Raw genomic sequence first — 13,041 nt, 5'->3', positions numbered from 1 at the left:
CCCTACCCTGTTTAAAGGTGGGAGTTCTATCATTGGGTCAAAGCATTTTATGCCTCTACCTCTTCTGTTTTATCAACTAATACTTGGCCTCTGTAGTATAATTTTCCTTCGTGCCAGTGCGCCCGGTGAAACAAGTGCATTTCTCCAGTCGTGGAATCGGTAGCCAATGTAGGTGCAACCGCTTTGTAATGTGTTCTTCTCTTATCTCTCCTAGTTCTGGAAATTTTTCTTTTAGGATGTGCCATTATAAAACTTTATTTATCCGTTAATAGTTTTTTCAATTCGTCCCATCTTGGGTCGTTTTCTTCTGTATTCTCTTCTTTTCCTTTTGGCTGCAGCTCTTGAAGCCTATCCAATACGTCAGACTTTAAGGTGCCATCTGCAATACCGGGATGAACTCTTTTCTGAGGCACTGCCAATACCGACATTTCATAAATAAATTGAGCCGTATCCAATTCATGCGCGCCATGGGGAAGAATAAGGATTACATCGTCCTCATCATTATATTCCTCTCCAAATTTAACGATTAGCCTTAGCTCAGAAGCTATAGGTTGGTCGTATGGTTCGCTTGTGATATCACAATTTACATTTACGGTGCCAGTAGCGTCAAAATCCAACTCCATCATTGTAGAGGTCTTATTTAAAAGAACACCCACACTGATGTTAGCATCGTTAAAATCATCATATTCAAAAGAATCAAAGAACGTTTTATCAATTTCAAAATTAAAGTTGTGCTTTCCTTGCTTCAATCCAGAGAAAGGAATACGATACTCCTTTTGCTTCATTGTGTACAACTTAAATTATCACCTTTACCTTAAAAGGCGGGTGCAAAGATACTATTATTTTCATAAATGCCAATAGTTATCAACTATTTATCTTTAGGCCCTGTGGTCTTAAAAAACGAAGTCACTAACGTTTCATTCGCTGCTTTTTAAGGACATTCTCGGTGAGCTCTTTATACTCGGTTCTGTTCTTAAATATAGAAATTCCCGTAAATACTGCCTCTTTAAACGAACTATAATCAGCCTTGCCTTTACCGGCTATTTCATAAGCTGTACCATGATCCGGAGAGGTTCTTACCTTATCCAAGCCCGCGGTAAAATTCACCCCTTTTCCAAAAGACAAGGTTTTGAACGGAATAAGACCTTGGTCGTGGTAGGCAGCTAAAATAGCATCGAATTTCTTATATCCATCAGAGCCAAAAAAACTATCGGCCGAATAAGGTCCGTAGACCAAATGACCATTGTTCGCCATTTCCTGGATAACAGGTTTCAAAACCTCATCATCTTCTTTTCCTATTACTCCATTATCGCCACTATGCGGATTTATTCCCAAAAGCGCAATTTTTGGCTTTCGTATGCCAAAATCCATCATGAGCGACTTTTCAATCGTATTTACCTTGTCCCTTATCAGTCTAGGAATAATTGCCGAAGCAACGTCCTTAACTGCAACATGATCCGTTAACAGTCCAACTTTAAGGTCATCCGTGACCATAAACATAAGGCTTTCGCCTTCTAGTTCTTGTGCTAGGTAATCTGTATGACCTGGAAACTTAAATTCTTCTGATTGAATATTGTTCTTATTGATGGGGGCAGTAACCAAAACATCTATAACGTCTTCCTTTAGGGCAGCTACGGCAGCTTTTAAAGATTGTATGGCAAATTTTCCAGCCTCCTCGGTTGCCTCTCCAAACTGTATGTTGGGTATCTCCTTCCAAACGTTTACGATATTTACTTTCCCGTCTATTGCCTTGTCTGCATCCGGTACCCCATGAAAAACAATGTTTATGTTCAGAACTTTCATTTGGTGGGAAATAGTCTTGTTGGAAGCAAAAAAAATTGGGGTGCAAAAATCCAACATTCTACTGTCTTCAAACGTTTTTAGCGCAACCTCACAACCAATGCCATTCAAATCCCCTATCGATATCCCCAACCTAATTTTCCTATTTTCCTCCATGATATTCTTTACCTTTGTATCTCTTTACAAAACCATTTTTAAAGTTTCCTCCGCCCAAAAAGAGCGGCGAAAGGGTTATATAAAACAATTTAACGTGCTATCTAAAAGCAAGCACAAAACTACTTAATAAAAACGATACATGTTTACTGGAATTATTGAAACCTTAGGCGAGGTTATTGGTCTGGATGCCACCGCAACCAACTTGGATATTACAATAAAATCCAATATAACTTCAGAATTAAAGATTGACCAAAGCGTGGCACATAACGGTGTTTGCCTTACCGTAGTAGCGGTCAAAGGAGATGAATATACGGTAACGGCAATTGACGAAACATTACAAAAAACCAACTTAAACAATTTAAAAATCGGGGATCGGGTAAATCTTGAAAGAGCCATGATTTTAGGCTCTCGTTTAGATGGCCATATTGTTCAAGGCCATGTAGACCAAACCGGAACTTGTACGCAGGTTACCGAAAAAGATGGTAGCTGGTTTTTTTCCTTTGAATATGATGCCGCCAAAGGCAACCCAACCATTGAAAAAGGGTCCGTCACTATTGATGGCACCAGTCTTACCGTCGTAAATTCTGGCGTTAATTCTTTTCAAGTGGCCATTATCCCCTATACGTATGAGCATACGAGATTCAATTCCTACAAAAAGGGATCTATTGTAAACCTTGAATTTGATGTAATCGGAAAATATGTAGCGAAGTTGATGGACGTTAGGCGTTAGACAAAATTTCACGGCGTAAATAAGCCCTAAAACAGTTGCTTCTAAGCCTTGTGTGATATTGAACGGAGTCGAGACGATTCGGGTGTGACCATTATATCGTTTTGGGCTTAGGCCACTTTAAGCGAAAGCAAATTTGTAAATTGTTATCCCCTTTAGAAAGTTTTCGAAAACGCAAATTACTCCTCAAAAAAACCAATAGAAGAGCCTATCCAAGTTTCTTCTGTATTGTGGGAAACACTAATCAGTTCCCCTTTGCTCATACGGCCAAGATTAGTTACCGGTTTTAGGCGATTGTTCTTTTCGTCCCAAATATAAAGGATGCGTATTTCGCACTTGGAATTTTTTTCTGTTTTCGTTTTAATGGCCGATGCATACGTGACCTTTTTCTGAAGGATATAATTTTGCTTATCGGAGATACTTGCTATTTTTTCCTTGGTCGGATATAGGTCTATCCCTAATCCAGCGAATGAAAACAAAGGTTTCAACACATAATGTTCAAGCTGAATATCCGAAGGAAAATCATTCAAATAGAACGAGTTGGGTATGTTTTTGTGCTTCAATTTGGGCATTACACATTTTGATATCATAAAAAACCAATCTGGATGCGTCACCCACTCCACATCTACCTCATCGTTAAGATTAAATTCGGTCTTTAAGTCCTTTGTACGCTCAAATTCATCAAAAATCACCCTGTTGTATATTCTGTTAATTTGAGTTTTAACTCCGTCCCTAACATAGAATAATTTTTTGCCTTCTTTTGAAATTTTAGTCATACAAACGACCTCTATTCCCAAAGCTTTTTTAGTGGCCCAAAAATCGATACGAGTTTTCTGTTTTTCTGGATATAACTCCATTAAAATAACATTTTCAGGCTTCTCATCTGCAATGATTACATCTCTTACTTCCTTAACATACTGAGCTTCGTCCAGATCGCTAAAAAAATAATGAAGTCCCTTTTTTGGTATGGCCGGGTAATTATTTAGAAAGGCTTTTCCTAAAAATGGCTGATAAAAAAACAAGGTTGGGAAGGCTTGTAATTCAATTAATTTTGGGGTAATGCCGCCTTGTCCATCCTCACATAGCCCAAAATCTATGGCTAAAAAGTGTGGTCTGCCTAATGTTGATGGAGATTGAATATGTTTAGGCACAAACTGTTTACGGATTTTTTCAAAATCCATTTGCCACAATTGATCTATGATGCTTTCACACGCATCAAATAGTTCTTCCTTTAATTTTTTGCTAACAAAAATTGGACTCTCCGACAATCGGAAACCAGTTCCCTCACCATAAGTGTCTACAATTTCTTTTTTTAGATTTTCGTAATACTCTTCTTTAAAACCAGTATTGAACTGTTCTCTAATTTTGGAGATCATACGTTCTGAAGTTTTATCCGCTCAATGGATTCAGCGGCTAATTTTAAAAATCTAGGAATAATTACAGCATTGGTTTTCATAATTTTATCATCATCGTTAAGATGCTCCAACATATTTTTATATTTTCTTTTTCCATATTTTTTTATCACTACCGCTTTTTTGTCCTCACGTTTAAAATAACGGGTCATCCCTTCTGCATCTGCCTCTGGGTGAAACTGGGTGCCAAATATTTCATTTGAAAAACGGATAGCCATTACAGCGCGCTCCAAGGCAACGTTTGGCCTGTCTTTCTCAATACACAATACCTTTCCGTCCAAACTGTCTAACTTCCATTCCTTAGGCCCTACTACCTGATAATCCCTTGAATCTACGGCATAGAAAGGATCGTCTAAGTCTTGGAACAATACCTCGTGCTCTCCACTTTTGGTCTTATGCATAGGTAAGACGCCAAATGAAGTAGACCTGCGTTTTGTGACTTTAGCCAAGTCCCAATGCAAACAAGCCATTTGAAAAGAATGACAGATTAAAAAAAGGTGTTTTTTATTGGGTTTGGAAAGATTATGTAACAGTACCGCATCCAAAAAATTAAAATAGTTGTTTTCCCATAGCTCACCCACAATCAAAGGTGTCCCTGGACCGCCGGACGATATAAACATATCGTAATCCTTTATCTTGGGTATTTCGTTGTTTACACGAACATCAAAAACATCATAGTTTCCCTTAATGTGTTTCTGACCTAAAAACTGTTCTACCAGCATCTTTATACACCGCATACCCTCGTTGGCATGCCCTGCATTCATGTCTAAAACTGCAATTTTATATTTTGTCTGCATCTATAGATTATCTACCTATCGTAAGAAATTTGATTAATCTTTATTTAATTTCATAGACGATATACTTTAAAGGCCCTTACGCGTTTGAGCCACCACATATTCCATTACCTTTTTAAGGTCCTTGGTGTCTTCATATACTTTTAGCTGCCTATCTGCGCCAGAACCTTGTTCTAGCATTTGGTACACATAGTTTACCTCTGTACGACAGCCGAGTTCATCCACTACATCATCGATAAATTCCAAAAGTTCATTTATCAATACCGGGAAAGCTACCTCTTCCTGTCTGCCAAAATCGATAAGTTTGGATTCTACGCCCCAACGTGCGGCGCGCCACTTATTTTCATTGATCAAAATTCGTCTATACGATCTAAAACTCTGGTTTTTTTGATGTAGCTTACTTAGCTTGGCAATAATACACTGCATTAACGATGCAATACATAGTACCTCATCTACGGTCATGATCATATCACAGATCCTAAACTCTACCGTTGGATAAAATGGATGTAACCGAATATCCCACCAGATTTTTTTGCCATTGTCAATACAGTTGGTCTTTACCAATAAATTCACAAACTCATCATATTCAGAGACACTGCTAAAATAGGGTGGAATACCTGTTCTTGGAAATTTGTCAAAAACCTTGGAACGGAACGATTTAAAACCAGTTTCCCGTCCTTCCCAAAAAGGGGAGTTTGTAGACAGTGCGTATAAGTGTGGCAAAAAGTAACGGGCTGTATTCATAACATGTAAGCCTTCTTCCCTGTTGGGAATAGCAACGTGTACATGCATGCCAAAGATGAGATTTGAACGTGCCACATCTTTCATTTCTGCAATAAGTTGATCGTACCTTGGGTCCGGAGTAATCAACTGTTCGCTCCAGTGCGAAAAAGGGTGTGTTCCGGCAGCGGCAACAGTTAATCCTTCTTTTGCAGCCAATTCAAAAATTTGTTGTCTTAAATAAGAAACTTCATCCCTGGCCTGGCCAATATTCTCGCAAATATTAGTTCCCATTTCTACCATGGATTGATGCATTTCCTCTTTGATACGCTCCTTTAGAAACACTTTTCCACCATCGATAATTTTCGACATCTGGGAATGAAGTTTTAAGCTATCGCTATCGAGAATTTGAAATTCTTCTTCTATTCCCAGTGTGAACTTATGCATAATCGTGTGTGCTTTTAATACGTTTTTCTATTTCGATTTTTTAGCTGTCGCCTTTGCCGGAGCTTTTTTTACTGTTGTTTTTGGTTTTGAAACAGTTTTTTTAACTGCTGCTGGTTTTGCGACGTTTTTCTTTGCTGTTACCTTTTTCTCAGCTACTTTTTTAACTGGTGTAACAGCTTTCATAACAGCTGTTTTCTTAGCCTGCGCTGCTGTTTTTAAAGTCACTTTTTTTGTTATGGCTTTTACCGGTGTAGCCGCATTGGTAACGTATGAACCCCAGGAGGTTCCGTTCTTCTTTGGCTTGTGTGCCTTTGCTTTTTCAACGGCCAATTTTGCGGAATGCTCTACGATCCAATCAAAATTTTCTTGTCCTACTGAGTTGATATCCGCATCTGGAGCGGGGTTACAGAAATCAATGGCATATGGAATACCGTTACGAATAGCGAACTCGACAGTATTAAAATCATAACCCAAAGCCTTATTCAGCTTTAAGGTATACTCCGTTATTGTCTTCATCAATTTCGTATGTTCAGCGCCAGTAGTTTTTGGCTCGGTAGCATAGCGGGCGTGAAACTCATTTCTTGGCTCATAAGGCATAATATGTACATATTTCTGACCCAAACAGTATACTCTATAATAATCATCGAACTGTATTTCTTCTTGAAGCATCATCACCAACTGTCCGGTTTCTTCCAAGCACTCAAAAAGATTGTCTGCACTTTCTACTTTGTATACGTTTTTCCATCCACCACCGTCATGTGGTTTCATATACGCTGGAAATCCAATGTAGTTAAACATGTATTCCCAATCCAAAGGTGCTTTTAGATTTCTAAAAGAAGTTTCCGACGTATCGTCCGGTCTTTCTTTTGAGGGTAATAATACCGTTTTAGGAACGGGAACACCCAATTCCATTGCCAAACAGTTATTAAAAAACTTTTCATCCGCACTCCACCAGAATGGATTGTTGATGACCGCAGTTCCCATTAAAGAGGCGTTCTTTAAATACGCACGATAAAAAGGAACGCTCTGAGAGATACGGTCTATGATTACATGATACCCATAGTCAATCCCTTGTTGTAATTTGTCAATTTGAACGGCTTCAGCGACAACTTCACCTTTGCCCATTTCGTTTACCTTATCTATAAAGGCCCATGGAAAGGTGTCTTCCATCCCAAATAAAATACCTACTTTTTTTACCATAATTAAATCATCTATTTTTCATTCCTGCGAATACAGAAACCTTATTCTATTTTTTTATCGGTTAACAATCCTAAAGGTTTTGGTTCGGGAAAATCACAGGGAACCTCTATTTCCTGTTCAGGAAGAATACCTCCCCCAATTTTATCAATTCTAGTACATTCTTCTTTATCACAGCTTTCAAGAAGTGTCAGACCCAGTATAACTATAATTACTGGAATTCTTATTTTACCCGAATTATTGAACATTATTTATTCAAATTTAAAAGTACTTTCCTAAATATTCCGGAAACATCATTCTCCATAAAGGCCAATCGTGATCTTGCCATTTTTTTTCATCGTACCAATGCGCAATTTCTTTCCTGTTTAAGATTCCGGACATGTGCTTGTTCTTATCCAAACAGATATCCCAATCCGAAGTGCCCAAAACTATTTTCATGTGATTGTATTTCCAGCCCTCTTCGTTCTCCATAAACTCTGCCGGACAATTGAAATAAATACGCATATCCTCGGAATATGGTGTCATGTTTCTGATGCTGAACGCTGCGCTCATGGCAATCAAATGAGAAACTACATCCGGAAAACGAAAGGCAACATTAGCTGCATGAAACCCTCCAAAGCTCACTCCCGCAACCCCAATTCTATGCGTGTTACATTCTTTTTGAATATACGGAATGAATTCATCCTTTAAAAATTGCATGTACAATTCATAATTATGGATTTTGGTCTCAGAATCCATATTATCATCGTAAAAAGACAACATATCTATGGTCTCTACATTGTAAAGTTTCACCCTTCCTTCCTCCACTAAGTGGGCAACGGAAGCGTTTAGTCCAAAATCCGTATTTTGGGTATACTGTCCCCCAGAGGATGGGAACATTAAAATAGGCTGCCCCCAATGCCCTGTTACTTCTACCATAATATTACGCCCAAGGGTGTTGGAGTAATACGATATGTGTTCAACTTTTGCCATTGTCTTAAATTACGCAAATAGATTAATAACCAACTATTTAAGGGGGGCAAAAGTAATTTATTTTTTGACATAATGAATTTTATTTTTCACTTAGCGTTATACTTGCATTCACTAAGCGTAAAAGATGGGATTTCAGATTGATTTTATAAGTGCAAAAGGTTCGTTTTATTCAAAAAACTTGAATAGAAAGGTAGTTTTTAGATTCGTGGCACCTGGTAACTACCGAAAAAGTGCGCACGCCTTTCCTGTATTGCTGATGAACGATGGGCAGGATTATCAGGCCATGCAATTGGAAAAAACGCTAACAGATGCTTTTTCTAATGACACAATTAAACCGTTTTGTTACGTTGGTATTTCCTGTAATGAAAATAGAATCAATGAATACGGTACCAGTGGTACTCCTGATTTTAAAAACAGGGGTAATAAAGCTACGCAGTATTCGAAATTTATAATCGAAGAATTTCTTCCTTTTTTAAAGTCGGAGTTCAAGTTGTCCAAAAAACAAGCCGACTGGGTGTTTTGCGGAATGTCCTTAGGTGGTTTGTCTGCGTTGGATATTGCTTATAAACACCCTACTTATTTTCATAAAGCAGGCGTTTTCAGCGGTTCCTTTTGGTGGCGTAATAAAGCGTATGTGAAAGGAGACAAATTAGATAGAAGTAGAATTATTTTAGATATCATTAAAAATAGGCCTCATATAACCGGACAGAAGTTCTGGTTTCAATGCGGTACTGCGGATGAAACAGCAGATCGAAATAACAATGGAGTCATAGATGCTATTGATGACACGCAAGATGTGATTAAAGAATTGAAGAAAAAAGGGTATTCTTATCCAGGAGACATCACCTATCTGGAAGTTAATGGTGGTAAGCACGATTTACCTACCTGGGCCAATGCCTTTCCTGAATTCTTGAAGTGGGCATTTAAACGCTAGGATAATTCATAGCTTTTCAACAACTCTAAAGTGGTATACTCCAGTGCCTTTTCATGGGTGGATTCCAAAACAATTTTAGGTGCTTTGCCAGCCTTTACAGCCTCTAACCATCGAAGTATACAGAGGCACCATTTATCGCCTGCAATCAAACCTGGAAAGGACCATTGCGGGATAGGCGTAGATAGGTCGTTCCCTTTCGATTTTGTGTATTCCAAAAACTCGTTGGTCATAATAGCGCACACCACGTGTGTGCCATAATCTTCTTGCCCAGTTTTACAAAAACCATCCCTATAAAACCCAGTTTTAGGTTCAAAGCAACAGGAACATAGGGGTGTACCTAGAACATTTTTTGGTGGGGCATCCGTGGAACTAAAAAGTAGGATCATACTATTATTCTATTTTTGTTGATTTGTAATCCAATCATTATAAAAATCAACGACTTCAAAAACGTACTTAAACTCCTTGCTTTGAATTTTTTTGACCAGCTCGGGGCAATCACTAAAAAATGATGAAAGCCTTTTTCTTCTGAGTCCAAAAACACCTTCAGAGGAACGTATTAAAGGACCGTTTCCTTTTTTAATATAATCTACATCCAGAATTAAACGTGAATTTGGTTCCGGTTCAAAGTAATAGGAATAATGCGAAACAGGACCTTCTGTCTTTAACAGTAAAAATTGAGGACTACTTCCCAACATTAGGGTCCTATAAATGGAATCTCCCTTTTTATAAGCCATCAAATCTTTAGGGGCATACCGTTTTTTTAAGCCCTTGCCCTTAAACTTTATTTTATTATGCAGACCTCCCCAAGGTCCAAGCCTACGATTGCTTACCCTTCCAAACAGTGTGTCGTTTTTGGCTCTAACGATATACCCTTCACGATAATCTTCCTGGCCAAAAACTGAAGAGTTGTTGCCAAAAATGAATAGAAAAAGAACTATAAAACAGTTGCCTAATAAAAACCTATGTGCCATCATACTTTAAAGAACAGCTTTCTTTTGTACAAGAAATATGCCAAAAAGCAGTAAAACGCCACAACGGATAGGGCATACAACAAAGAGGATAGCTCCATAGATATAACATCATGGACGTAAATATTTTGAAAGAGCCAACCATGTAGTGAAGTGTCGGCTACTTGTATTTGCCCCATAATTTTAGCAATAAAACTGGACAGGAAATACACGATAATTGGATTGGCACCAACATATTTAAAGATAGTGCCGAACTCAATTTTTCGTACATCAGTAAGGTAATAAATCAACGCCAATATGAGGTTTGCCCATCCGGCGGTGACCAACACAAAACTGCTTGTCCACAAGGCTTTATTTATTGGAAAAACCATGTCCCATAGGTGGCCAATAATTAATAAACTACCACCTATTCCAACTAACAGGGTGGTTTTTTTTACCTGTTTAGAAGTCAAAATCAATCCTGTAAAAATACCCAACAAAGCGCTCGCTATCGATGGTACGGTACTCAACAAGCCTTCTGGGTCATAATCCGGTTTGTAGTTATGGGAACCAAAAACCTGGACATCCAACCAGTTCGCAATATTGTTAGGCGCTCTATCCAAAGTGGAGGCTATTCCGTTTACGGGCACTAAAGTCATTAAAAGCCAATACCCTACCAGCAGGGCTATTGTAATTCCTAAAAGTGTTCTCCATTTTACATTGATAAATAAAATAGCCGCAAAAAAGAATACGACCCCAATACGCTGCAAAACCCCTGGAAACCGAATGTCGGCAAAATCCTTAATAAATGGAAAACTTATCGTAAAAGCACCTAAAAAAAGTCCCAATCCTATCAGCTTTAAAGTCCTAATGGTAATCTTCTTGTAAACACCTGCATCTATCTCTTTGTTTTGATAGGCGAATGCTATAGACGTTCCTACGATAAACAAGAAAAATGGAAACACCAAATCTGTTGGGGTATAACCATGCCAAGGTGCATGTAAAAAAGGAGCATATACGTTAGACCAAGTTCCTGGTGTATTCACCAATACCATAAGGATTATGGTCATTCCCCTAAAAATATCAACAGAAAGAATTCGGTCCTTCATAATTATAGCAAATTACCTTTTAACCTATTCCACGCCTTTACAAGTAAGATAGCGGCAATTACAGCAACGCCAGTTAATACAGAAGCATGTAGTGTTTCACCATAAATCCAGTATCCGGTGGCGAACATGATGGTGTATATCAATAATACACCCAGAAGCATGGCGGTAATACCAGCGGGAACACTCCATTTTTCGTCCGTAGTAATAATCTCGACTTTATCTTCCTTGGCTTTCCCAACCACTTTAGCCCAACCTGGTCCTCCCGGTTGAATTCTTCTATAAAAGCTTCGTAAGGTTTCATCGGATTCTGGCTTGGTCATCAAAGTGACCGCCATCCAAATAGTGGTAGTTACCACCACAATGAACGGGTAATTCGCCCAATCTGGAAAAACACCTGTTGTGGGGTCGAAGAGCATATCCCCTAAACTTGTTTTTGCCAGACTAATAACCAAAATACCAGAGGCGAACATGGCCGTTATCTCGCTCCAGGCATTTATACGCCACCAAAACCAACGTAGAATAAAAACCAATCCCGTACCCGCGCCAAACTGTATTAACAAATCAAATACCTCAATAGCATTTTGTAAGGTTAAAGCGAACAATGCGCTAAGCACCATAAGCAAAACCGTAGCTAATCTACCCACCGCTACCATTTGTTTTTCAGTGGCATCCGGGTTAATCTGTCTTTTGTAAAAATCAAAAACGATATAGGAAGACCCCCAGTTTAATTGGGTAGAAATTGTACTCATATAAGCGGCTATTAAAGACGCAAGTACGACCCCTAAAAGGCCGCTAGGTAACTTTGTCAACATGGCAGAATAGGCAAGGTCATGACCTAATTTGCTTTCCTCGATATTCGGAAAGGCCGTAGCTATACTTGCAATATCCGGGTACACGACCAAAGATGCCAAAGCCACTAAAATCCAAGGCCACGGTCTTAGTGCGTAATGCATGATATTGAAAAAGAAGGTGGCTCCAATGGCATGGTTCTCATCTTTTGCCGCCAACATACGTTGGGCGATATAGCCGCCTCCGCCAGGCTCGGCTCCAGGATACCAAGAACTCCACCATTGTACTGCCAATGGAATAATTAATAAGGTTATGAGCGCTTTTTGGTTACTAAAATCAGGTAAGATTGATAGTTTTTCAGTTACGTTTTCATTTGCCATAAGCGCAGCAATCCCACCAACTTCTGGTATGTTTACCAAATAGTAAGCAGCTCCAATTGCCCCTGACATTGCCACAAAGAACAACAGGAAATCTGTATAGACAACACCTTTAAATCCACCAAGAGCACTAAAGGTTACCGTAATCAATCCTGCTCCAACCACAGTTTGCCAAGGCTCAAGACCCAACATAATACCTCCTATTTTTATGGCTGCCAAAGTAACAGAGGCCATGGTGATAATATTGAAAAGTCCGCCCAGATAAATCGCTCGGAATTTTCTAAGAAAACTGGCGGGTTTGCCACCATAACGCATCTCATAAAACTCTAGGTCTGTATTTACATTGGATTTACGCCAAAGTTTGGCATAGACAAAAACGGTCAACATTCCGGTAAGTAAAAAACACCACCACACCCAGTTTCCAGAAACTCCAGTTGTACGCACTATATCTGTAACTAGATTGGGCGTGTCTGTTGAAAATGTAGTAGCGACCATGGATAGACCCAAAAGCCACCAAGGCATTGTTCTGCCAGAGAGAAAAAATTCAGTGGAATTTTTACCAGATTTTTTAGAGACATAAATTCCTATCCCTAAAATAATAGCGAAGAAAACTATGATAAAACTATAGTCAAGGGTGCTTAATTCCATGGTTTGGCTGTT

Annotated in this window: 14 protein-coding genes and 1 pseudogene; 2 read left to right on the top strand and 13 right to left on the bottom strand. The window is 38.9% G+C overall.

Annotated elements, in window-relative coordinates; genetic code table 11:
- Positions 1–47: 47 nt before the first annotated feature.
- The 3 genes from rpmF to pdxA all read right to left on the bottom strand — a co-directional run bounded on the left by rpmF (position 48) and on the right by pdxA (position 1,956).
- Positions 48–245 (bottom strand): 50S ribosomal protein L32, encoded by a 198-nt coding sequence (gene rpmF, locus MS6x_RS10640; RefSeq protein ID WP_482601813.1) that lies wholly within the window; start codon positions 243–245, stop codon positions 48–50.
- A gap of 9 nt (positions 246–254) precedes the next feature.
- Positions 255–785: a YceD family protein gene (locus MS6x_RS10635; protein ID WP_482601811.1), complete on the bottom strand. Its 531-nt coding sequence runs from the start codon at positions 783–785 to the stop codon at positions 255–257.
- A gap of 124 nt (positions 786–909) precedes the next feature.
- Positions 910–1,956: a 4-hydroxythreonine-4-phosphate dehydrogenase PdxA gene (pdxA, locus tag MS6x_RS10630; RefSeq protein ID WP_482601809.1), complete on the bottom strand. Its 1,047-nt coding sequence runs from the start codon at positions 1,954–1,956 to the stop codon at positions 910–912.
- 139 nt (positions 1,957–2,095) lie between these two features.
- On the opposite strand from pdxA, the gene MS6x_RS10625 reads away from it, so the two are divergent.
- Positions 2,096–2,686: a riboflavin synthase gene (locus MS6x_RS10625; protein ID WP_482601807.1), complete on the top strand. Its 591-nt coding sequence runs from the start codon at positions 2,096–2,098 to the stop codon at positions 2,684–2,686.
- A gap of 176 nt (positions 2,687–2,862) precedes the next feature.
- On the opposite strand, the gene MS6x_RS10620 is transcribed toward MS6x_RS10625, so the two are convergent.
- The 6 genes and pseudogenes from MS6x_RS10620 to MS6x_RS10595 form a co-directional block, all read right to left on the bottom strand.
- Positions 2,863–4,059: a hypothetical protein gene (locus MS6x_RS10620; RefSeq protein ID WP_482601805.1), complete on the bottom strand. Its 1,197-nt coding sequence runs from the start codon at positions 4,057–4,059 to the stop codon at positions 2,863–2,865.
- The gene (locus MS6x_RS10615) at positions 4,056–4,892 is read right to left on the bottom strand and encodes a type 1 glutamine amidotransferase (RefSeq protein ID WP_482601803.1); all 837 of its coding nucleotides are present in this window, start codon (positions 4,890–4,892) and stop codon (positions 4,056–4,058) included. Before MS6x_RS10615 ends, MS6x_RS10620 begins: the two co-directional genes overlap by 4 nt.
- A 66-nt stretch (positions 4,893–4,958) precedes the next feature.
- On the bottom strand, positions 4,959–6,056 hold the full coding sequence (locus MS6x_RS10610; protein ID WP_482601801.1) for a carboxylate-amine ligase: 1,098 nt from the start codon (positions 6,054–6,056) through the stop codon (positions 4,959–4,961).
- 255 nt (positions 6,057–6,311) lie between these two features.
- Positions 6,312–7,256 (bottom strand): annotated as a pseudogene (locus tag MS6x_RS10605) (ATP-grasp domain-containing protein); the annotation flags it as partial.
- Positions 7,257–7,297: 41 nt separating this feature from the next.
- Positions 7,298–7,501, bottom strand: a complete 204-nt coding sequence (locus MS6x_RS10600; protein ID WP_482601799.1) for a hypothetical protein — start codon at positions 7,499–7,501, stop codon at positions 7,298–7,300.
- A 13-nt stretch (positions 7,502–7,514) separates the two neighbouring features.
- Positions 7,515–8,225 (bottom strand): alpha/beta hydrolase-fold protein, encoded by a 711-nt coding sequence (locus MS6x_RS10595; protein ID WP_482601797.1) that lies wholly within the window; start codon positions 8,223–8,225, stop codon positions 7,515–7,517.
- Between the two features lie 124 nt (positions 8,226–8,349).
- Between MS6x_RS10595 and MS6x_RS10590 the strand changes: the two genes are divergently transcribed.
- A complete protein-coding gene (locus MS6x_RS10590) occupies positions 8,350–9,159 on the top strand; it encodes an alpha/beta hydrolase (RefSeq protein ID WP_482601795.1) in 810 nt (269 codons plus the stop codon).
- Here the strand turns inward: MS6x_RS10590 and MS6x_RS10585 are convergent.
- The 4 genes from MS6x_RS10585 to MS6x_RS10570 are packed head-to-tail and all read right to left on the bottom strand — an operon-like array spanning position 9,156 to position 13,029.
- A complete protein-coding gene (locus MS6x_RS10585) occupies positions 9,156–9,545 on the bottom strand; it encodes a DUF2237 family protein (protein ID WP_482601793.1) in 390 nt (129 codons plus the stop codon). The two genes, MS6x_RS10590 and MS6x_RS10585, sit on opposite strands and share 4 nt — an antisense overlap.
- 9 nt (positions 9,546–9,554) lie before the next feature.
- Complete coding sequence (locus tag MS6x_RS10580; RefSeq protein WP_482601791.1) at positions 9,555–10,133, bottom strand: hypothetical protein; 579 nt, start codon at positions 10,131–10,133, stop codon at positions 9,555–9,557.
- The gene (locus MS6x_RS10575) at positions 10,130–11,215 is read right to left on the bottom strand and encodes an acyltransferase family protein (protein ID WP_482601789.1); all 1,086 of its coding nucleotides are present in this window, start codon (positions 11,213–11,215) and stop codon (positions 10,130–10,132) included. Before MS6x_RS10575 ends, MS6x_RS10580 begins: the two co-directional genes overlap by 4 nt.
- 2 nt (positions 11,216–11,217) lie before the next feature.
- Positions 11,218–13,029 carry a sodium:solute symporter family protein gene (locus tag MS6x_RS10570; RefSeq protein ID WP_482601787.1) on the bottom strand — a complete coding sequence of 604 codons (1,812 nt, stop codon included), beginning with the start codon at positions 13,027–13,029 and terminating at the stop codon, positions 11,218–11,220.
- Positions 13,030–13,041 lie beyond the last annotated feature (12 nt).

Source organism: Maribacter sp. MS6 (assembly GCF_056839185.1).
Note: the sequence above shows the minus strand (reverse complement) of the source record. Positions and strands in the feature narration are given on the sequence as shown.

Coding starts and splice junctions, on each gene's coding strand:
- rpmF (WP_482601813.1), bottom strand. CDS start 245: ATGGCACATCCTAAAAGAAAAATTTCCAGAACTAGGAGAGATAAGAGA.
- MS6x_RS10635 (WP_482601811.1), bottom strand. CDS start 785: ATGAAGCAAAAGGAGTATCGTATTCCTTTCTCTGGATTGAAGCAAGGA.
- pdxA (WP_482601809.1), bottom strand. CDS start 1,956: ATGGAGGAAAATAGGAAAATTAGGTTGGGGATATCGATAGGGGATTTG.
- MS6x_RS10625 (WP_482601807.1), top strand. CDS start 2,096: ATGTTTACTGGAATTATTGAAACCTTAGGCGAGGTTATTGGTCTGGAT.
- MS6x_RS10620 (WP_482601805.1), bottom strand. CDS start 4,059: ATGATCTCCAAAATTAGAGAACAGTTCAATACTGGTTTTAAAGAAGAG.
- MS6x_RS10615 (WP_482601803.1), bottom strand. CDS start 4,892: ATGCAGACAAAATATAAAATTGCAGTTTTAGACATGAATGCAGGGCAT.
- MS6x_RS10610 (WP_482601801.1), bottom strand. CDS start 6,056: ATGCATAAGTTCACACTGGGAATAGAAGAAGAATTTCAAATTCTCGAT.
- MS6x_RS10600 (WP_482601799.1), bottom strand. CDS start 7,501: ATGTTCAATAATTCGGGTAAAATAAGAATTCCAGTAATTATAGTTATA.
- MS6x_RS10595 (WP_482601797.1), bottom strand. CDS start 8,225: ATGGCAAAAGTTGAACACATATCGTATTACTCCAACACCCTTGGGCGT.
- MS6x_RS10590 (WP_482601795.1), top strand. CDS start 8,350: ATGGGATTTCAGATTGATTTTATAAGTGCAAAAGGTTCGTTTTATTCA.
- MS6x_RS10585 (WP_482601793.1), bottom strand. CDS start 9,545: ATGATCCTACTTTTTAGTTCCACGGATGCCCCACCAAAAAATGTTCTA.
- MS6x_RS10580 (WP_482601791.1), bottom strand. CDS start 10,133: ATGATGGCACATAGGTTTTTATTAGGCAACTGTTTTATAGTTCTTTTT.
- MS6x_RS10575 (WP_482601789.1), bottom strand. CDS start 11,215: ATGAAGGACCGAATTCTTTCTGTTGATATTTTTAGGGGAATGACCATA.
- MS6x_RS10570 (WP_482601787.1), bottom strand. CDS start 13,029: ATGGAATTAAGCACCCTTGACTATAGTTTTATCATAGTTTTCTTCGCT.